This window comes from Luteimonas salinisoli (assembly GCF_013425525.1).
GTDB lineage: Bacteria > Pseudomonadota > Gammaproteobacteria > Xanthomonadales > Xanthomonadaceae > Luteimonas > Luteimonas salinisoli.
Map to the genome: position 1 here is coordinate 1 of NZ_JACCKA010000060.1, position 19,152 is coordinate 19,152.

Below are 19,152 nucleotides of genomic sequence, written 5' to 3' on the forward strand. Positions count from 1 at the left end.
CGTCCGCTCCGGTCTCGCGCAGGGCGCGCAGCAGCGATCGGTTCTCCGGATCGAGTTCGCGCGCCTTCTCGAAATACTCGCGGGCCTCGTCGCGGCGCCCCATCGCCCACAGCACCTCGCCGATGTGCGCGCCGATCTCCGGGTCCTTCATCATCCGCCAGGCGCGCTGCAGCTCGGCCAGCGCCTCCTGGTGGCGGCCGAGCCGGTACAGCACCCAGCCGTAGCTGTCGATGATGGCGGCGTTGTCCGGCTCGGCGACCCGCGCGCGGTCGATCAGCTCCAGCGCCTCGGCGTAGCGCGTGGTGCGGTCGGCCAGGGTGTAGCCGAGCGCGTTGAGCGCGGCGACGTTCTCGGGTTCGGCCACCAGGATGCGGCGCAGGTCGGCCTCGGCCCGCGGAATGTCGTCGCGGCGCTCCCACATCAGCGCGCGCGCGTACAGCAGTCCACCTTCGTCCGGATGCGCGGCCAGGCCGCGCGCGTAGGTCTCGCGCTCGCCCTCGGCATCGTCGTCGTCGGCACGCAGTTCCGCCTCCATCAGATAGGCGTCGCGGCGCAGGACCTCGTCGACGTCGGCGTCGGTCTGCAGCGCGCGCAACGCCGCGTAGGCCTCCTCGGTGCGCTCCAGGTCGTGCAGCACCTTGGTGGCGCGAAGGCGTGCGACCTGGCGCTGCGGACCGCCGGGAACGCTGCGGTACCACTCGAGGGCATCGTCGTGGCGTTCGAGGTACTCGGCGATCTGCCCCAGCAGCAGGCGCCCCCCGGGATCGGGCTGCCCGGCGCTGCCGCGCAGTTCCTCGTAGACCTCGCCGAGTCCCTCGCGGTCCTCGGCCTTGACCAGCAGCGTGGCGCGCAGGCCATAGCTGCGCTCGTCCTGCGGCCCCAGCGTCATCACCCTTGCGGACGCGGCGGGATCCCCCAGGCTGTCGTACTCGGCGGCGATGGCCAGGCGCAGCTCCGGCGAGACCAGCGCCTGGCGCTCGATCGCCGCCAGCGCGGCACGTGCGCCGTCGTCGTCGCCGGCCTCGCGCAGCTGGCTGGCGCGCAGCAGCGCCACCCGCGGCTCGTCGGGGAACCGCTCCACCACTTCGGCGACGATGCTTTCGGCCAGCCTCGGCTCGCCGAAGCGCTGCGCCAGCCCGCCGAACGCCAGCCAGGCCTGCAGCTGGTCGGGGATCGCTCCCGACGCCACCAGCCGTCCCAGCACCTTGGCAGACGCGTCGGGGTCGCGGGTGCCGCTGCCCAGCGCCGCCAGGGCATGGCGCCAGCCGTCCGGATCGGGGTCGCGCAGCAGCTGCTCGAGTTCCCTGCGCGCGGCACGTTCGCGGCCGCCGCGCAACAGCCAGGTGGCCTGCGCCGAGCGCATCGCCAGGGAGTCGGGCGCGTACCGCTTCCATAGCCGGATCGCCGCCCCCGCCAGCTCGTCGTCGTTGGCCAGCAGGGCGATGCGCGCGGCACGTTCGGCCAGTGCCGGATCGCCGTCGGCGGCGCGCGCGGCACGCAGGTACCAGTCGGCGGCCTCGCCCAACCGCCCCGCCTGCAGCGCGTACTCGCCGGACAGGGTGGCCGCGAGCACGTCGTCCTGCCCGCCGGCATCGGGGGCGACGGATGCGGCCGGGACCGGCAGCGCCAGCAGTACGGCGAGCAGCGCGAAAAGCGGTCCGGCCATGGCCGAACCACGGGAGAGGAGTGAAATTGCGGGCATCGGAAGCGGCCGGGCCGTAAAATGGGCGATCGACAGCAAGCTTATCGCAAGCACCTGAACGGACGACGCCCGCCGTCATGAGTATTTTCGCCCTCGGCATCAACCACCAGAGCGCGCCGGTCGCCCTGCGCGAGCGGGTGGCGTTCGCGGAAAGCGCGCTGCCGCAGGCGCTGGCGGCGGTGCGCGCGCTGCCGCAGGTGCGCGAGGCGGTACTGCTGTCCACCTGCAACCGCACCGAGCTCTACGCGGTGGCCGACGACGACGGCGCCGCCATGGCCGACTGGCTCGCCACCCATCCCGGGAGCGAGGGCCGCCCGGGCTCGGGCCAGGACCTGCACGCCTATCTGTACCGCCACCGCGACCGCGACGCGGTGCGGCACCTGTTCCGCGTCTCCACGGGTCTGGACTCGCTGGTGCTGGGAGAACCGCAGATCCTCGGCCAGGTGAAGCAGGCCTGGACCGCGGCGCGCGGCGCCGGCGCCCTCGGCAGCCAGCTCGACCGGCTGTTCCAGCACGCCTTCGTCACCGCCAAGCGCGTGCGCAGCGAGACCCGCATCGGCAACAGCCCGGTCTCGGTGGCCTCGGTGGCGGTGCGCCTGGCGCAGGACTCGTTCACCCGGCTGGAAGACGCCACGGTGCTGCTGATCGGCGCCGGCGAGACCATCGAGCTGGCCGCGCGCCATCTGGTCCGGGCCGACGTGAAACGCCTGCTGGTGGCCAACCGCACCCTGGCCCACGCCCAGGACCTGGCTTCGCGCCATGGCGGCGTGGCGTTGCCGCTGGAGGAGCTCGGCCGCCACCTGTCGCAGTCCGACGTGGTGTTCTCGGCCACCGCCAGCCGCGAGCCGGTCCTGCATCGCAGCCAGGTCGAGGCCGCGCTGCTGGCGCGCCGCCACCGGCCGATGCTGCTGCTGGACCTTGCGGTGCCGCGGGACATCGCCGCGGACGTGGCGGAGCTGCGCGACGCGTACCTCTATACCGTCGACGATCTCGAGCGCTCGGTCGAGGACAACCGCCGCAGCCGCCGAGAGGCCGCCGACGCGGCCGAGGCGATCATCGAACTGCAGGTCGCGCGCTACGCCGAATCCCTCGCTTCCGGCCCGCTGAACGAACCGCTGCGGCGCCTGCGCGCCCACGGCGACGCGGCGCGCGCCGAGGCGCTGGCAAGGGCGCGACAGCAGTTGGCCACCGGCCGCGACCCGGAAGAAGTGATGGAACTGCTCGCCCATACCCTGACCAATCGACTCCTGCACGCGCCGACCGCGGCGGTGCGGGAGGCCGCCGCCAGCGGCAACCTGGAACTCGCGCAGGCCCTGGAGCGGGCGTTGCGCCAGGCCGACGACACCCGACGCGATGCTGCCGACCCTGCGCCGTAAGCTCGAGGCGCTGGCGGAGCGCCGCGAGGAACTGGAGCGGCTGCTGGCCGACCCGGACATCGCCGGCGACCAGGGGCGCTTCCGCGCCTGTTCGCGGGAGTTCGCGCAGCTCGAGCCGCTGGCCGCCGCGCTGGCCGACGAGGCCCGCGCCCGCGCCGACTTGGCCGCCGCCGAGGCGATGCGCGGCGATCCGGAGCTGGGCGAACTGGCGGAGGAGGAGATCTCCGCGACGCAGGAACGCCTGGAGAATCTGGAAGCCGCGCTGATGGCGATGCTGGTGCCGAAGGACGCGCGCGACGAGGGCGGCCTGTATCTGGAGATCCGCGCCGGCACCGGCGGCGACGAGGCGGCGATCTTCGCCGGCGACCTGCTGCGCATGTACATGCGCTACGCCGAGCGCCGGGGCTGGCGCGTGGAGGTCGAATCCGCGAGCCCGGGGGAGCACGGCGGATTCCGCGAGGTGATCGCCCGCGTCGATGGCCAGGGGGCCTATGCGCGGCTGAAGTTCGAGTCCGGGACGCATCGCGTGCAGCGGGTGCCGGCGACCGAGTCGCAGGGCCGCATCCATACCTCGGCGGCGACGGTGGCGATCATCCCGGTGGCCGAGGAGGCGGAGCCGGTGGAGATCAATCCGGCGGACCTGAAAGTGGACACCTTCCGTTCGTCCGGCGCGGGGGGACAGCATGTCAACAAGACCGATTCGGCGATCCGCATCACCCACGCGCCGAGCGGGATCGTGGTGGAGTCGCAGACCGAGCGGTCGCAGCACGCCAATCGCGACAAGGCGATGACGCGGCTCAAGGCGATGCTGGTCGAAGCCGAGGCCGAGAAGCGCGCCGCCGCCACCGCGCAGAGCCGCAAGCTGCAGGTGGGCAGCGGCGACCGCAGCCAGCGCATCCGCACCTATAACTATCCACAGGGCCGGATCACCGACCACCGCGTCGAGGGCCTGACGCTCTACGATCTGCCCAATGTGCTCGAAGGCGCGCTGGATCCGCTGATCGAGCGCCTCGGCCAGGAGCACCAGGCCGAGGAGCTCGCGCGCCTAGCGGACGGCAGCGCCGGGTAGTCCAGTGCGGCGGGCTTGACCGTCGCCGCGCCCGGCAGCCCCAGCGGCGATCCATCACCGCCGCCACGGGGCGGCGCTAGTGAGTAGCCGCTTTGGGCAGATGCTCCTTGGAGAAGCGCCTTCGGTTGGCCGCGCGGGGCGGGAGCCGCGCCGGGGGTGTTGCTCCGCCGTTCGGTCCGGCCGCGCCAGGCAGCCCCATCCGCTGCGGGGATCCATCACCGTCGCCACGGTTCTGCGCCAATGAATAGCCGCGTCTGCCAGCTGGTTCTTTGGAAGAGCGCCTTCGGTTGGCTGCGCGGGGCGTGAGCCGCACCGGGGGTCTTGCTCCGCCCTTCGGTCCGGCCATCCATGGCCGGACTCAGGGCCGCTGCACATCCATGTGCAGCTCTCCGCAACACCCCCGGCGCGACTCCCGCTGAGACGTTGGTTGGCTTCGGGGAAATGGGCTGCCGGAGATCCGAAAGCGAATGACCGGTGCGGCGGCGAGTCGGGCCAGGGATGGCCCGACCGAGCCGCGGAGCATTCCCCGGCCCGTGCGCCGCTGGCTCCGGAGACTACGAACCAACCTGCTGTTCGAGCCGGGAAGCGAAGAACGACTTCCGCTTGCCATGCATCGATTTTTGCGAGCATGCGACCTTCGCAAGCATCCGTGCTTCAACGGATGTGCCGCCGCAAAAGTCGGAACGGGTGACAAGGGTGGCGCCCGCGAGCGACGATGCTGGCCCTTTCCGACGAAGGACCGCGCATGACCGTCTCCGTCCGCCGCGCCACGCTGGAAGACCTCGACGCCCTGGTGCCGCTGTTCGACGGCTACCGGACGTTCTATTCCCAGCCCGCCGACCCGGGCCTGGCCCGCGAATTCCTGCGGCAGCGCCTGCAGCGCGGGGAGTCGGCGGTGTTGCTCGCCGAACGCACAGGCAAGGCCGCCGGCTTCACCCAGCTCTACCCGATGTTCTCCTCGGTACGTGCGGCGCGGACCTGGGTGCTCAACGATCTCTTCGTCGACCCCGCGCTCCGCGGCGGCGGCGTCGGGCGGGCCCTGCTGGCGGCGGCCGCCGCGTTCGGTCGCGAGCAGGGCGCGCTGCGCCTGGAACTGGAAACCACCCCCGACAACCAGGCCGCCCAAGCCCTGTACCGCGCCAGCGGCTGGCAGCCCTTCCAGGAGACCCTGCGCTTCCACCTGCCGCTGGCGCCCGCACCGGCATGAGCGCCACGCCGGAGGATCCGCTCGTCCGGGCGCGGCTCGGCGTGCAGCGACAGCCCGGCGACGCCATGGCCTGGATCGTGCTGTCCGATGCCGAGCTCGAGGCCGGCGATGCCCGCCGCGGCGGCGGCGCCGCGCAGCGCGCGCTGCAGCTGGCCCCGGGGCACCCCGAGGCGCTGGCGCGGCTGGGCCGCGCGCTGTGGATGCTGGGCCGGCATGCCGACGCCGCGGACAACCTCCGCGCCGCCGCGCGGCGGGCGCCGCAGCACGCCGGGATCGCCGTGTGGCTGGGTCATGTGCTCGAGGATGCCCGGGATCCGGAGGGCGCCAACGATGCCTACGCCAAAGCCCACGCGCTGGCCCCGGACCATCCGCTGATCGCCGCCCATCTGCTGGCCTGGCGCCGACGCCTGTGCGACTGGCGCGATCTCGACCGGCTGTCGCGCCAGGTGCGCGATGCGGTCCGCGCCGGCCATGGCGCGATCGAGCCGTTCGCCTTCCTCAGCGAGGACGCCGGCGCCGACGAGCAGCTGGTCTGTGCGCGGCTGCGTGCACGCGCGATCGCTGCGCGGGTGCGCCCGCTGCCGCCGGCCCCGCCGCCCGTGCCCGGCCCGCTGCGCGTCGGCTTCCTGTCCAACGGGTTCGGCGCGCACCCGACCGGGCTGCTCACCGCCGCGTTCTTCGAGGCGCTGGGGGCGCGTCGCGAGGTCGAACCGCACCTCTTCGCCCTCGACGCCGACGACGGCAGTGCGATCCGCGAACGGCTGCGGCAGGCGGCGCACCGGCTGCACGACGTGTCCGGCCAGGCCCACGGCGCGATCGCCCGGTGCATCCGCGCGGCCGGCATCGAGGTACTGTTCGATCTGCGCGGCTGGGGCGGCGGCGGCCGGCCCGAAGTGCTGGCGATGCGGCCGGCGCCGGTACAGGTGAACTGGCTTGCGTATCCGGGCACCTCCGGCGCGCCCTGGATCGACTACGTCCTCGCCGATCGCACCGTGCTGCCGGAGACGCTGGCGCCGCATTTCTCCGAGGCCGTCGCCTGGCTGCCGCGCTGCTTCCAGCCGTCGGACATCCGGCGCGAGATCCCGATGCCGCCGTCGCGCGCCGAGTGCGGGCTGCCCGCGGAGGGCACCGTGTTCTGCTGCTTCAACAACAGCTACAAGCTCAACCCGGCCTCGTTCGCGCGGCTGCTGGCGGTGCTTCGGGACGTGCCGGGAAGCGTGCTGTGGCTGCTGTCCGGTCCGGGACGGGCCGACGATCGCCTGCGCGAGGCTGCGACCGGCGCCGGCATCGATGCCCGGCGGCTGGTGTTCATGGCCAAACAGCCGCAGGCCGCCTATCTCGCCCGCCTGCAGGTGGCCGACCTGTTCCTGGACTGCAATCCCTACAACGCGCACACCACCGCCTCCGATGCGCTGTGGGCCGGCTGCCCGGTCCTCACCCGTCCCGGCGACACCTTCGCCGCGCGCGTCGCCGCCAGCCTCAATCATCATCTCGGCATGGCCCCCCTCAACGTCGGCGACGACGCGGCGTTCTTGGCGCTGGCGTCGACACTGGGCAACGACACCGCGCGGCTCACCGCCCTGCGCCGCGAGGTGGAAACGCGGCGCAACCGTTCCGGGCTGTTCGACATGGACGGCTTCGCACAAGACTTCGTCCGGCTCGTCGAGGCGATGGTCGCGCGGTCGTCGCTTCAATCCAAAGCCTGATGTTTCTTTCGCATTCCACTCAGCCCTGACCCGGTCGGTTCTCCAGAACGCGATGCTTTCCAGAGATTTCGCGCTTGCCTCCAGCTGGTCCTGACCGGCTACAGATCGGTCAGGATCCGGGACCCTTGCGGCGTGTAGAGCCACACAGGAGGCGTGGAAGTGTCGCCTTGCTGCTTAGGTGGATTGGGATAGAACTCCGAGACGATCGACTTCGTCTCGGTTAGGACACGCGCGTTATTGTGAACTGCGACGGTACCCATCGGCTCGCCGTTAGGTCGCTTTTTCGAAGGGTTGGACCAGCGATTCAGTCTAGGGCAACCGACTGCACAGTTCCCGTTGGCCATGATGGTGCTCCACCCCGGGTTGCCCGCTTGGGTATCCCGACGATAACCATGGCCGTAGGGGTAGGGTGAAGGCATAGCGACATTCTCAGGGTTGTGGTTTGCACCCATCAAGTGACCAAGTTCGTGAGCGAGCGTACCCTGGCCAAGACAGCCCCTTCTCACGACAAGCAATGCAGTTGCCTTCGTAGACCCGATCTGCTGCACGCCGCCACATTCCCATGTGTTCTTTCCAGCAACCACCATTGCGAGCACGTCCGCGTATTGGTCGTCGCGCGCACGATGCGCCAACCAGAGCGGACCAGATGATCCCTGCCGGAGATCACTCAACGTCCGCGCCAAGGAAGTTTCGGCATACGATGGGCGAGCATAAGCTGCAATCTGCAGTTGAGCCATGACATCGCTAGGAAAGAAGCTTGCATTGGCGGCGCTCACTGCAGCCTGAACTTGCTCCAGCAAAACCGCCTGATCGTCACCTTCTGCAGCAGGACTGAAGGCGATCGCAATCCGAATCACATGAATTCGTTCGGGCGGAGGCGATGGAGGCCCAATCGGCGGTATCGATGGCTGAAACCATTGATTTATTCTTCCATCGGGCTCTTCCGCTGGAATCATTCTTATGCTGTTCTCCGGATAAATTACATCGTTGGAACTGTCGTTGAGCCTGGATAGGTCTTGCTTCGTAAGAATCTGGTTGCCCGACGAGAGGTTATTCAATGAATAAACCAGCTCACCGATTCTGATGGTTCCGTATATTCTTCCGTCTTCGGCGCGGATGAGCTGGACATCACGAAGCCCGCCATGATCACCCCGACCGGGCGGATCTCCCGGCAACGAGACCTCACCGTGCCAGATCTCACCGAACTGGCTCTCCGGCCCCTGCTCAGCACTTTTCTGGATGAGGACGTGAAGATCGTAGAGAAACGCATCGAAACGATCGAAGTTCAGCGCGTTCGGATCGACCTTGATGGGTATCACCCAGTCGATGCTTGAATCGGAACGCCGCTGCCGCTCGATCGCGGCTTCATCGGCCTTGCTCAGATGACTGCGCGACGCATACACATCAAGAAATCGCGGGGCCGAATTCACAAGGGGGCCTTGCGACGCTTGGGCTTCAAAGCTGCACAACAAGAGGAAAATACAGCAGAGGATGCATGTCTTCATGACTCGGCTCTCCTGATACAAGCGTGCCCACTTGGCGGTTTCGCACGGAATCCAACCGCCGCCCCTGACTATACGAATATAAACTCTCTGTCAAGCCGGTACGCGACCTGGAACAAGCCAATGAAATTTTGTCTTTACGAGGAGCTCCGCCTCGGCCAAGGCGCCATGCGAGCGACGGTCGTGCGAAGATCGCCGGACCGCTGCAACCACCTGACCGCATGACCGCCCGACGCGATTTCATCCCGCTTTCGATCTGCGTGCTGACCGTCTCGGACAGCCGCAGCCTGGCCGAGGACGGCTCCGGCGATTACCTCGTAGAATCGCTGGAGGCCGCCGGCCATAGGCTCGCTGACCGCGCCCTGTTGACCGACGACCGGTACCGGATGCGCGCGAAGGTGTCGCAATGGATCGCCGACGAGAACGTCGACGGCGTGCTGGTCACCGGCGGCACCGGTTTCACCGGGCGCGATTCCACGCCGGAGGCGCTGCTGCCGCTGCTGGACAAGCAGATGCCGGGCTTCGGCGAACTCTTCCGCGCGATCTCCTTCGAGGAGATCGGCACCTCGTCGCTGCAGTCGCGTGCCTTCGCCGGGCTGGCCAACGGCACCTTCGTGTTCTGCCTGCCGGGCTCCACCTCCGCCTGCCGCACCGCGTGGGAGCGCATCGTCCGCGACCAGCTCGATGCCCGGACCCGCCCCTGCAACCTCGCCACGCTGCGCCCGCGCCTGAAGGAGTCGTGATGGCCATCGACCGGACCCCGCTGCTGCCCGGCGCGGCCGTGGCCGCTGTCGCCGCGGCGGCCCCGCGCAGGGACGCGGCATGCGGCGGCAGCGCCCGATGAGCGAACTCAAGCGCAAGCAGTACGAAAAACTGCTCGAGCCGCTGCAGCTGGAGCTGGTGGCGCTGGCGCGCTGGGTACGCCATGCCGGCAAGCGCATCGTGATCGTGATGGAGGGGCGCGACACCGCCGGCAAGGGCGGCAGCATCAAGGCCATCACCGAGCACCTCGACACCCGCCAGTACCGCGTCGCCGCGCTGCCGAAGCCGAGCGAGCGCGAGCAGACCCAGTGGTACTTCCAGCGTTACATCGCGCACCTGCCGGCCGCCGGCGAGATCACCCTGTTCGACCGCAGCTGGTACAACCGCGCCGGCGTCGAGCGGGTGATGGGCTTCGCCACGCCGGCGCAGGTGCGATTGTTCCTGCAGCAGGCGCCGGCGTTCGAGAAAATGCTCACCGACGACGGCATCCTGCTGTTCAAGTACTGGCTGACCTGCGACCAGGAGAAGCAGGAGGAGCGCTTCGCCGAGCGCCTGGAAGACCCGCTCAAGGCGTGGAAGCTCTCGCCGATCGACCTCGAGGCGCGGCGCCGCTACGCCGACTACACCCGCGCCCGCGAGGCGATGCTGAAGGCCACGCACACGAAGAATGCGCCGTGGACGCTGGTCGACTTCAACGACCAGAAGATCGGCCGGCTGACCCTGATCCGGCATCTGCTCGACCGGCTGCCCGACGTGCGGGTGCCGCGCCGCCGGCCGGAGTTTCCGTCGCTGGCCGGGGCGCCGAAGCGCGAGCGCTACGGGATATTGAAGCCGATCCCCAGCTGTCCGCAGCCGGAAGGCGAGTGAGCGCCAGGGCGCGCGCGCGCGCCTGGGCCGCCGCGCCCGTCCTCGACGCTCCGGCAACCGGCCACGACGCTACACGGCCATCCGGCCATCCGCCCGCGGGAGCCGGGATGCGATGTCCGGATCGAGGTCGTCCAGCGGCCCCCTCTGCACGATCCAGGGCGAGACGGCAGCCTCCTGCGGCTCGCCCAGGCGAACCGCATCGGGAGTGAAGGGCGGCACGTACACCGGCCGCTCCGGTCCCGGCTCCGGCCGGCCGATGAGATCGACCAAGCGCCCGGCCAGCTGCTCGATCAGGGTCGCGATCGCGCTCGGGCCGCTCCCGGAGGGTCCATCCGGACGCTCCACCGGCTGTCGCACCGCCGGCGTCGGCGGCTCCAGCACCGGATGGATCACCCGGGCGATGGGGGTGCACGGCCGCACGAACGCGTGCGGAGGCTCGGCCGCGCACGGGGGTGGCGGAGCGCTGCAGACCGGCTCCTCGGCATGCGGCACCGGAACATGGACAGTATCCCCGGGATAGATCAGGTCCGGATTGGCGATCTGCGGATTGGCGGCGATCAGCTCCTGAGGCGGCACCCCGTACTGGCGGGCGATGCCGTAGAGCGTGTCTCCTCGCTCGACGACATGCGTCTGGCCGGGGTTGCCATGGGTCTGATCGGGACGCACGTATTGGGCCGGGGGGCTGACGATGGCGAATTGCACGTAGTCTCTCCTTGTCTGCTGGCTGTCCGGTGGGCCAGGAGTCGGGGGGGGGTTGGGCCGGACCGGACGACCGACCCACATGGAAGAGTTCGCCGGGGGGCGCGAATGGTTACGCCCGCCCGTCGATGCGCTCGGCGCTCGGCCTCTTGCGATGCCCGGCCCAGGGCAGGAGGACTCGACCCGATCGGCCGTGCCGGGCGGTGGGCATGGACCGACCACTGCCGTGCAGCGAGGGCTGGCCCGGCCGAGGCGCGTGGCATGATGGGCCACCGCCGCCCCTTCGCCAGGACCTCCGCGCGCGCTCCCGATGCCCTCCGAGCCCACGCAAACGCACCCCTCCCCATCCACCGGCGACGCAGCCGCGGGCGATGGATGCTGGGAAGCGTTGATGCTGCGCGCCCAGGACGGCGATCGCGCCGCCTACCATGCGCTGCTGCAGGCGGTCACGCCCTGGTTGCGGACGATCGTGTGCCGCCACCTGGGACGCGGAGAGGAAATCGAGGACGCGCTGCAGGACATCCTGCTGGCCGTCCACGGGATCCGCCACACCTACGAGGGCGGACGTCCGCTCAGGCCATGGCTGGGCACGATCGCCAACCGGCGATGCATCGATCTGCTGCGTCGGCGCGCACGCCGTCTGCGGCACGAGTCGCAGGCCGTGCAGATGTCCGCCGAGCCCGCCGACGACGGCCACGGCCCCCCGGATGCCAGCGCGCACGAACGGGCCGCCCGCGACCTGCGCCAGGCGGTGGACGCGCTGCCGGAGCGGCAGCGCGAGGCGGTGCAGCTGCTGCGCCTGCAGGAACTGTCGCTGCAGGAGGCGGCCGAGCGCAGCGGGCAGAGCGTGGGCTCGCTCAAGGTCGCCTGCCATCGCGCGTTGAAGTCGCTCAGGCGCGTACTCTTGAGGAGCTCCCGTCATGACTGATACCGACCGCCTGATCGAACAGCTCGCCGCGCGCGCGACGCCGGTGCGGCGCCTGGCCTCCCCAGGGCGGCGCACCCTGCTCTGGCTGGCGCTGGCAGCGGCGATCCTGGTCCTGATCGTCGCCGGCACCGGCCTGCGCCCCGGTCAGCTGGAGGCACTGGCCGAGCCGGCCGCCGCGGCCGAATGGCTCGCGAGCGTGCTGATCGGGGTGCTGGCCGCCTACGCCGCGTTCCAGATCAGCGTGCCTGGGCGCCCGGCGGCGTGGGCTTGGCTGCCGCTGCCGGCGCTGGCGCTGTGGCTGGCAGGGCTGGGCTGGGGCTGCCTGCGCGACTACTCCCGCCTCGGCGCCGAGGCCTTCGCGTTCGATGCCGACAGCGCCACGTGCGCCTGGGAGATCGCCCTGGTCAGCCTGCCGCTGGGGCTGGCGATGCTGCTCATGGTGCGCCATGCCGGGGCGGTCAGACCGGCGCCGACCGCGCTGCTGGCGACCCTGAGCGCGGCGGCCCTGTCGGCGGCCGGCGTCAGCCTGATCCATGACGGCGAAAGCATGCCGATGGTGCTGCTGTGGCATGCCGGCACGGTGGCGGTGCTGTCGCTGCTGAGCCTGGCCTTCGGCCGGCACCTGTTCGCCTGGATCGGCCACGCGCGGCGCTGAGCGGCCCGCGCTCGCCCGTCCGGCGATGCGCGCACGGCCGCATTGACGCAGGCGGTCAACCGGCCTTGAATCCCTCGCCGGCCTCGTCGGCGCTCGCCGGCTCGCGCCGGAGGGCATCCACCCGCGCCATCGGCGGGCCATGCTGCAGCCAACGTTCCAGCGCGTCGAGGGCGTCGGGTTCGCCGGCGGCCAGAACCTCCACCCGCCCATCCGGCAGGTTCTTCGCGTAGCCGCGCAGTCCCAGCCGTTGCGCCTGCTGGCGGGTGGAAGCGCGGAAGAACACGCCCTGCACCCTTCCGCCGATCAGAAAGCGGGCGGCCGCGCTCACGACGGTGCCGCTTCCGGACCGCCCGCGGCGGCGATCGCCGTCTCGATCTCGTGCGCCGTCACCGGGCCGAGGAACTGCCTGGCGACGATGCCGTCCGGGGCGATCAGGTAGGTCATCGGCAGCCCGCGCGGGGTATCGAAATCGGCGGGCGGGGCGTAGACGTCGACGATCGCGATCGGATAGAGGACCGGATGCTTCTCCAGGAAGGCACGCATGGCGTCGGGCTCGATTTCCTCGTAGGCCAGCCCGATCACCTCCACGTGCTCGCGCATCGCCCCGAGCGCCGACAGCTCCGGCATCTCCTTCAGGCAAGGCGCGCACCATGTGGCCCAGAAGTTGACCACCACCCACTTGCCGCGATGGTCGGCGAGGTCGTAGGCGGCGCCGTCGACGGTGGTGACCCGCAGCGCCGGTGTCCCGGCAGGCGCATCGCCAGGAGCATCGACGGGTCCGCCGGCATCGTCGCCGACTTCCCGCGCCTGCGCCGTCTCCTCCGCCGGCGGCTGGTCCAGCCGCGCCGGCGCCGGGTCGGTGCCGGCTTCGGGCTCGCGGCGGCACGCGATCGCCAGCGCGAGCGCGCATACGAGCAGCAACAGCCTTGGCAGGGTCATGTGGACTCCTTCACGGTGGGGTACAGGTCGCCGACGCGGCGCCTGAGCAGGTCGCGGAGCGGCACGCGCAGGTCGTCGACCGCGGCCAGCGCGGCCACGCCGAGCGCATCTTCGCGGCATGGCAGGTGCGCTTCGGCGATGGGAATGCGCAGGTGGCATGCTTCGTAGAGTTCGCCCAGGGTCAGGCGGTCGAGATCGCGCGCCAGCAGCCACTCGCCCGACTCGGCGCGCGCGACCACGCCGATCTCCGCCAGCTGCGCGAGCATCTCCTGGACCAGGGTGTCGGTCAGGCAGGGCTCGAGCTCGAGGATCTCGTCGCTGTGCAGCCCACGGCCGCGGCGGCGCGCCTCCGCGAACCGGCCCAGCAGACGCACCAGGCCGAAGATCTCGTAGCCCACCGGCAGGCGCATGGCTGCGGGCTGGTAGCGGAAGGCCGAGATCGACGACGCGAAGGACGCACCGAGCAGGATCGCCACCCAGGCGAAGTAGATCCACAGCAGCAGGATCGGGATGAAGGCGACCTGGCCGTAGATCTTCTGGTAGGCGTCGAAGCTGCCCAGGTACAGGCCGATCAGGCGCTTGGCGATCTCCAGCAGTACCGCGGCGAGCAGCGCGCCGGCGAAGGCATGCCGCCATTTCACCGTGCGGTGCGGCACCACCCGATAGATCGCCGCGAACGCCACCAGCTCAATCGTCAACGGCGCCATCGCCAGCAGCACGCCCTGCAGCCACTGCCCGGACGTGGTGCTGAAGATCCCCAGCGCGAAGAAGCGGGTGGAGATCGCGAGGCTGGCGCTCGCCACCAGCGCCCCGAGCGTGAGCACCGTCCAGTACACCAGGAACCGCGAGAACTGCGGGCGCGCCGTCCCGACCCGCCAGATCCGGTTGAAGGCGTTCTCGATGCCGTGCAGGGTGATCAGCACCGAGACCACCAGCGCGATCACGCCGATGGTGGTGAGCTGGCCGGTGTTCTGCGAGAACTGCAGCAGGTAGCCCTGCACCGCGCGCGCCGAGCTGGGCACGAAGTTGGAGAAGATGTAGTCGCTCAGCTGCTGGCTCCAGGTGTCGAACACCGGGAATGCCGAAAGCACGCCGAACACCACCATCGACAGCGGCACCAGCGCGAACACCGTGGTGAACGCCAGCGCCCCGGCCACCTCGAACAGGCGATCGGCGAGGAACCGCCGCCCCAGGAACCGCATGAACGAGCGCGCGCGGGCGCGGTCGACGAGGCGGTCGGTCCAGCGGTACAGGGTGTCCAGCGGTTCCATCGCGCCGAGAGTACCCGAAGACGCGCGAGGCGGCGGCGCGCGCGGCTGGCGCGGCATGTTCTATCCTCTTGCGCCTGGTCGGAGAACGCGATGCCGGACATCCTGGTGCTCTACTACAGCCGCGGCGGCTCGGTCGCGGCGCTCGCGCGCCAGGTCGCGCGCGGCGTCGGCGAGGCCGCGGGCATGACCGCGAGGCTGCGGACGGTACCGCCGGTGGCGACGACGACGCAGACCGCGAGCCCGCCGGTGCCCGCGGAGGGCGCGCCCTACGTCGAGCGGCGGGACCTGGCCGAGTGCGCCGGCCTGGTCCTCGGCAGCCCGACGCGCTTCGGCAACATGGCGGCGCCACTGAAGCACTTCATCGACGGTCTCGGCGCGGAATGGGCCAGCGGCACCCTGGTCGGCAAGCCGGCGGCGGTGTTCACCTCCACCGCCACCCAGCACGGCGGCCAGGAATCGACGCTGCTGTCGATGATGGTGCCGTTGCTGCATCACGGCTGCTACGTGGTGGGAATTCCCTATACCGAGCCGGCGCTCCACTCGACCCGCGGTGGCGGCACCCCGTACGGCGCCAGTCACGTCGCGGGCGGCGACGACGAACCGGCGCCCAGCGACGACGAGGCGGCGCTGGCGCGCGCGCTGGGCCGGCGCGTCGCGGAGCTCGCGGCGCGGCTGGCGCCATGAGTGCGCGCTGGCCGGGCCCTCGCCTGCCGCTGGCGGCGGCGCTGGCCGCATTGGCGGCGCTGTTCGCGGTGCGCTACCTCGGTGGCGGCCACCTGGCCGCGGCGATCCTGGTGTTCGTGGGCCCGCCGCTGCTGCTGATGACGCTGGTGCTGCGCGGCAGCGCACGCGCGGCGTTCTGGTCCGGGGTGGGGGGACTGCTGTGGTTCTCCCACGGGGTGATGGATGCGTGGAGCCTGCCGCAGGCGCGGCTGCTGGCCGGGATCGAGATCGCGCTGGCGCTGGCAGTGATCGCCGCGGCCAGCTGGCCGGGGCTCTCGACGCGATTCGCGCGCCGCCGTTGATGAGCGCGCGGCCGGCGACGAAGCCCTAGAATGCGCGCTGGCCATCCCTGCGCGCGCATGCAATGGAAGAACTGCTGATCGTCACCACCGGCGGCACCATCGACAAGGTGTATTTCGACGACAAGTCGGACTACCAGGTCGGCGAGCCGCAGATCGGACGCATCCTCGAGGAACTGGGGGTGGCGTTCCGCTTCCGGGTGATCCCGATCCTGCGCAAGGATTCGCTGCACATCACCGACGCCGACCGCGAGCTGGTGCGTGCCACCGTGGCGGCGCAGCCGGCGCGCCACGTACTGGTCACCCACGGCACCGACTCGATGGTGCAGACGGCGCAGGCGCTCGCGTCGGTGGGCGGCAAGACCATCGTTCTGACCGGCGCCCTGAACCCGGCGCGCTTCCGCGGCTCCGACGCCGAGTTCAACATCGGCACCGCCGTCGGCGCGGTGCAATCGCTCGCAGCGGGCGTGTACATCGCCATGAACGGGCGGATCTGGGATCCGGCGCGCGTGCGCAAGAACGTCGCCGCCAACCGCTTCGAGGCCGACGCCGGCTAGGGGCCGCAACCGCCGACCGGCGCCGCGCTCAGTCGGGGCGCTGCATCGGGCCGGGGCCGGCGCGCATCAGCGCATCGACCTCCACGTATTCGACATCGGGATCGGCGGCCAATGCTTCCAGCAGCCGCCGCGCTTCGGCGCGGTCGAGTGGACGCTCGGCCTGCAGCACGTCGGCCTGAACCGCCAGCCTGCGCTGCCACTGCAGCGCCAACGGCGTGTCCTCGTCGGAGAGCATCAGTCCGCTTGCGGCGACCGCACGGTCCAGACGCGATTGCACGGCGCGCGGATCGCGCCCGGGAGCGCTGTCGCTGCGGTATTTCACGATGAACCGCTGGTATGGGCCGGGGCCCGGCAATTCGCCCACCGTCGCCGCCATGGTCTCCTCCGCTCCCGCAGGGCCGGCCCCCAGGGTGAGGGCCAGCGCGAACAGAATGGCATGGACTGCCGTCGTCGGGATCATGGGGAGACCGCAACTCCCGCCCGGGCAAGCCCGGACGGGAGCGGTTCGATCGACCGGTCAATAGCTGCCGGTCAACGTCACGCCCGAAAAGGCGGTATAGCCGCGGATCAGGACGTGCCAGGTTCCCGCCTGCGGGGAATCGATGGCGCAGGTCTCGTTGCTGCCGGACAGGTAGGGCCGGCAGTCGTACGTGGTGGTGTTCGGCTGCGCGCCGTGCCGCACATAAAGATCGGGGTCGCCGGTGCCGCCGGTCATCGCGACCGTCAGCGTGGCCGTGCCGGCGGGCACCTCGATGGTCCAGAACTGCTCGCTGCCGGCGTCGCCTGCGATGTCCGTAACCGGCACGCCGTTCTCGAGTTCACCGTCGCCCGGACCGGTTTCTGGTTCGGCATGGCGCGCTTGCAGGGTGACGCGGCTGAAGGCCCGCACCCCGACCAGCTTGACGTAGTACGTGCCCGCCTGCGGCGCCGCGATGCGGATCGTTTCGTTGTTGCCCGGGCGCTGCGAGACGTAGTCGTACGCGTCGGCGTCCGGCTCGGCCTCGAAACTGACGTACATCGTGATGTCGCCGCTGCCGCCGGAGCTGATGAAGGCCAGCGCCCCCTCGACGCCCTCGGGAACCGCCAGGCTGTACAGCAGTTCGTCGCCGGCCGCGCCGGACAGGCCGGTGACCGGCTGAAGGTTGAAGATCTCCGTGGCGTCCGGCCCCAGGTCCCCGACCTCGATGGCCTGGCTGGTGCTGCCGGTATTGCCTTCGTCGTCGGTCACGGTGAGGCTCACGGTGTACACGCCCGGCGCGTCGTAGGTCTTGACCGGATCGGCCTCGGAGGAGCCGGTGCCGTCGCCGAAATCCCAGTCGTGCGAGACGATGGTGCCGTCGTCGTCGCTCGATGTGTCGGTGAAGGTGACCGTCAGCGCGTCGTTGTCGACCGCGTAGGTGAAGCCCGCCACCGGATCGCCGGGCTCGCCGCCGCCGTTGGCGCCGATGCCGTCGATGAACTCGGCGCCGGTGCCGACCGGGTCGAGCCAGTTGCTCAGGCGGGTGGCGTCGGTGCCGCCGCCGGCCCATGACGTGTACACGCGACCGTAGTAGTCGCTGTGGTCGTCGCCGGACGTGCTGCACGAGGCGAGACCGCCGTGCAGCTGGCCGATCACGCGCCCCTCCGGGCTGTACAGCGGAGAGCCCGAGGAGCCGCCTTCGGTGGTGCCCGGCTGGTCCCAGAACACGTGCAGGTGATCGCTGCCCGATCCGAAGTAGCCGCTGATCACCAGCGGGTTCGACGAATGGGTGATGCGCTTCTCGGCCACGCGCGGGTGGTGGATGGCGGTGGCGCCGTCGAAGCTGGTGTCGCGCCGGTCCCAGCCGGCCCAGTACAGGTCGAACTCGGGATCGGCGGGGTCGTCCAGTTCCAGCAGGGTGAAGTCGGAGGTCGACCAGGTGGCGCGCGGCACCGCGCCGGTCTGGTTCTGGGCCAGGCTGCCGTCGCCGTTCTGGCCGCTCTCGGTGCTGCCGGGGGTACGGCAGTAGGAATTCTCGTAGTTCCAGTACACCACGATCGACGCGGCTGCGTCGGCGGTGCCCATGCCGCAGTGGTGCGCGGTCAGGAAATACATCTTCTGGTCGTTGGCGGTGTTGTTGACCAGCGAGCCACTGCAGTAGAACGTGCCGAAGCGCGAATAGGCGCCGGACGCCGGAATCTGGTCGCGCCAGTCGTCGCCGGCCGGGCACACCACGTCGATGTTGCAGGAACCGGAAATGCCCTGGGCCTGCTCCATGGCGCCGCGGCGCGCGAGGTCGCCGAAGCCGATGTAGTCGTGGTTGACGCTGGTCAGGCGCAGCTTCAGCTCGCCGAGCTTCGCGCGCGGGACCACCACCTCGATCACCGCATGGTCGCCCGGCACCACGGGGGTCCACAGCCTGCCGTGTCGCTTGTTGTCGGCTTCGGTGAAGGTCCGGATCGCGGCAGGATCCGCATTCCTCCCCAGGCCGGCCGGATACAGCAGCATGCGGCCGCCGGCCGGCATGGCGTACTCCGAGAAGCCGAAATTCAGCGAGAGTGCGCCCTTCGACTCCAGACGCAGGCGCCAGACCAGCATGTCGCTGCCGATTTCGTCCCAGTCCCCTGCATCGAGCGGCGTGATGTCGACCGGGTGCGGCGTGGCGAAACGCACCGGTGCGTCGCGGCGGACCGCGGCCCGCTGCATGTCCTCGGCGCGCAGCTTGGCCGCGTCCACCGCCGGCATGCTGCGCACTTCGACCGTGTGCTCGGCCGGAAGTCGATGGTCGAAGGCCGCCGGCCGCGCATCGCGCGGCGAGGCCGTCGCGGCTCCGGCCAGCAGGACGCCGGCACTGAATAACGCTATGAGTCGTTTCATCAGATTCCTTCCCCAGGTTCGTCGGCTTTGCGCCGTGTGAGCCGGCATCCCCCA

The 19,152-nt window shown here is 70.5% G+C and carries 19 protein-coding genes; 11 read left to right on the plus strand and 8 right to left on the minus strand.

Annotation, left to right across the window (positions count from 1 at the left end):
• Positions 1–1,702, minus strand: a 1,702-nt coding sequence (locus H0E84_RS09655; protein ID WP_257644160.1) for a tetratricopeptide repeat protein, incomplete at its 3' end; no start/stop codon positions are given.
• A 77-nt stretch (positions 1,703–1,779) separates the two neighbouring features.
• Between H0E84_RS09655 and hemA the strand changes: the two genes are divergently transcribed.
• The 4 genes from hemA to H0E84_RS09675 all read left to right on the plus strand — a co-directional run bounded on the left by hemA (position 1,780) and on the right by H0E84_RS09675 (position 7,060).
• Positions 1,780–3,078 (plus strand): glutamyl-tRNA reductase, encoded by a 1,299-nt coding sequence (gene hemA, locus H0E84_RS09660; RefSeq protein WP_180678441.1) that lies wholly within the window; start codon positions 1,780–1,782, stop codon positions 3,076–3,078.
• Positions 3,056–4,147, plus strand: a complete 1,092-nt coding sequence (gene prfA, locus H0E84_RS09665) for a peptide chain release factor 1 (protein WP_180678442.1) — start codon at positions 3,056–3,058, stop codon at positions 4,145–4,147. Before hemA ends, prfA begins: the two co-directional genes overlap by 23 nt.
• Positions 4,148–4,892: 745 nt before the next feature.
• On the plus strand, positions 4,893–5,354 hold the full coding sequence (locus tag H0E84_RS09670; RefSeq protein ID WP_180678443.1) for a GNAT family N-acetyltransferase: 462 nt from the start codon (positions 4,893–4,895) through the stop codon (positions 5,352–5,354).
• Positions 5,351–7,060 (plus strand): O-linked N-acetylglucosamine transferase, SPINDLY family protein, encoded by a 1,710-nt coding sequence (locus tag H0E84_RS09675; protein ID WP_180678444.1) that lies wholly within the window; start codon positions 5,351–5,353, stop codon positions 7,058–7,060. Before H0E84_RS09670 ends, H0E84_RS09675 begins: the two co-directional genes overlap by 4 nt.
• Positions 7,061–7,158: 98 nt before the next feature.
• On the opposite strand, the gene H0E84_RS09680 is transcribed toward H0E84_RS09675, so the two are convergent.
• Entirely contained in the window at positions 7,159–8,565 is a 1,407-nt protein-coding gene (locus tag H0E84_RS09680) for a zinc-dependent metalloprotease family protein (RefSeq protein WP_180678445.1), read from the minus strand.
• 218 nt (positions 8,566–8,783) lie between these two features.
• Here H0E84_RS09680 and moaB point away from each other — a divergent pair, with 218 nt between their 5' ends.
• Positions 8,784–9,305, plus strand: coding sequence for a molybdenum cofactor biosynthesis protein B (gene moaB / locus H0E84_RS09685; protein WP_180678446.1), 522 nt, complete (start codon positions 8,784–8,786; stop codon positions 9,303–9,305).
• A 97-nt stretch (positions 9,306–9,402) separates the two neighbouring features.
• Positions 9,403–10,191 (plus strand): polyphosphate kinase 2, encoded by a 789-nt coding sequence (ppk2, locus tag H0E84_RS09690; protein ID WP_180678447.1) that lies wholly within the window; start codon positions 9,403–9,405, stop codon positions 10,189–10,191.
• A 69-nt stretch (positions 10,192–10,260) separates the two neighbouring features.
• Here the strand turns inward: ppk2 and H0E84_RS09695 are convergent, their stop codons facing one another.
• Positions 10,261–10,893 carry a LysM peptidoglycan-binding domain-containing protein gene (locus H0E84_RS09695; protein WP_345776297.1) on the minus strand — a complete coding sequence of 211 codons (633 nt, stop codon included), beginning with the start codon at positions 10,891–10,893 and terminating at the stop codon, positions 10,261–10,263.
• A gap of 388 nt (positions 10,894–11,281) precedes the next feature.
• On the opposite strand from H0E84_RS09695, the gene H0E84_RS09700 reads away from it, so the two are divergent.
• Positions 11,282–11,818 carry an RNA polymerase sigma factor gene (locus H0E84_RS09700; protein ID WP_180678449.1) on the plus strand — a complete coding sequence of 179 codons (537 nt, stop codon included), beginning with the start codon at positions 11,282–11,284 and terminating at the stop codon, positions 11,816–11,818.
• Positions 11,811–12,473 (plus strand): NrsF family protein, encoded by a 663-nt coding sequence (locus H0E84_RS09705; RefSeq protein WP_180678450.1) that lies wholly within the window; start codon positions 11,811–11,813, stop codon positions 12,471–12,473. Before H0E84_RS09700 ends, H0E84_RS09705 begins: the two co-directional genes overlap by 8 nt.
• 55 nt (positions 12,474–12,528) lie before the next feature.
• On the opposite strand, the gene yccX is transcribed toward H0E84_RS09705, so the two are convergent.
• The 3 genes from yccX to H0E84_RS09720 are packed head-to-tail and all read right to left on the minus strand — an operon-like array spanning position 12,529 to position 14,683.
• Positions 12,529–12,801: an acylphosphatase gene (yccX, locus tag H0E84_RS09710; RefSeq protein ID WP_180678451.1), complete on the minus strand. Its 273-nt coding sequence runs from the start codon at positions 12,799–12,801 to the stop codon at positions 12,529–12,531.
• Positions 12,798–13,412 (minus strand): TlpA family protein disulfide reductase, encoded by a 615-nt coding sequence (locus H0E84_RS09715; RefSeq protein ID WP_180678452.1) that lies wholly within the window; start codon positions 13,410–13,412, stop codon positions 12,798–12,800. The genes yccX and H0E84_RS09715 overlap by 4 nt, the downstream gene beginning before the upstream one ends.
• Positions 13,409–14,683, minus strand: coding sequence for a YihY family inner membrane protein (locus tag H0E84_RS09720; protein ID WP_180678453.1), 1,275 nt, complete (start codon positions 14,681–14,683; stop codon positions 13,409–13,411). The genes H0E84_RS09715 and H0E84_RS09720 overlap by 4 nt, the downstream gene beginning before the upstream one ends.
• Positions 14,684–14,773: 90 nt before the next feature.
• Here H0E84_RS09720 and wrbA point away from each other — a divergent pair, with 90 nt between their 5' ends.
• From wrbA to H0E84_RS09735, 3 genes are all read left to right on the plus strand, one after another.
• Positions 14,774–15,367, plus strand: a complete 594-nt coding sequence (gene wrbA, locus H0E84_RS09725; protein WP_180678454.1) for an NAD(P)H:quinone oxidoreductase — start codon at positions 14,774–14,776, stop codon at positions 15,365–15,367.
• On the plus strand, positions 15,364–15,708 hold the full coding sequence (locus H0E84_RS09730; protein ID WP_180678455.1) for a DUF2069 domain-containing protein: 345 nt from the start codon (positions 15,364–15,366) through the stop codon (positions 15,706–15,708). Before wrbA ends, H0E84_RS09730 begins: the two co-directional genes overlap by 4 nt.
• 62 nt (positions 15,709–15,770) lie before the next feature.
• Positions 15,771–16,262 (plus strand): asparaginase domain-containing protein, encoded by a 492-nt coding sequence (locus H0E84_RS09735; RefSeq protein WP_180678456.1) that lies wholly within the window; start codon positions 15,771–15,773, stop codon positions 16,260–16,262.
• A 28-nt stretch (positions 16,263–16,290) separates the two neighbouring features.
• Here H0E84_RS09735 and H0E84_RS09740 read toward each other — a convergent pair whose 3' ends face one another.
• Positions 16,291–16,722 carry a hypothetical protein gene (locus H0E84_RS09740; protein ID WP_180678457.1) on the minus strand — a complete coding sequence of 144 codons (432 nt, stop codon included), beginning with the start codon at positions 16,720–16,722 and terminating at the stop codon, positions 16,291–16,293.
• A gap of 57 nt (positions 16,723–16,779) precedes the next feature.
• Complete coding sequence (locus H0E84_RS09745) at positions 16,780–19,098, minus strand: pre-peptidase C-terminal domain-containing protein (protein ID WP_180678458.1); 2,319 nt, start codon at positions 19,096–19,098, stop codon at positions 16,780–16,782.
• Positions 19,099–19,152 lie beyond the last annotated feature (54 nt).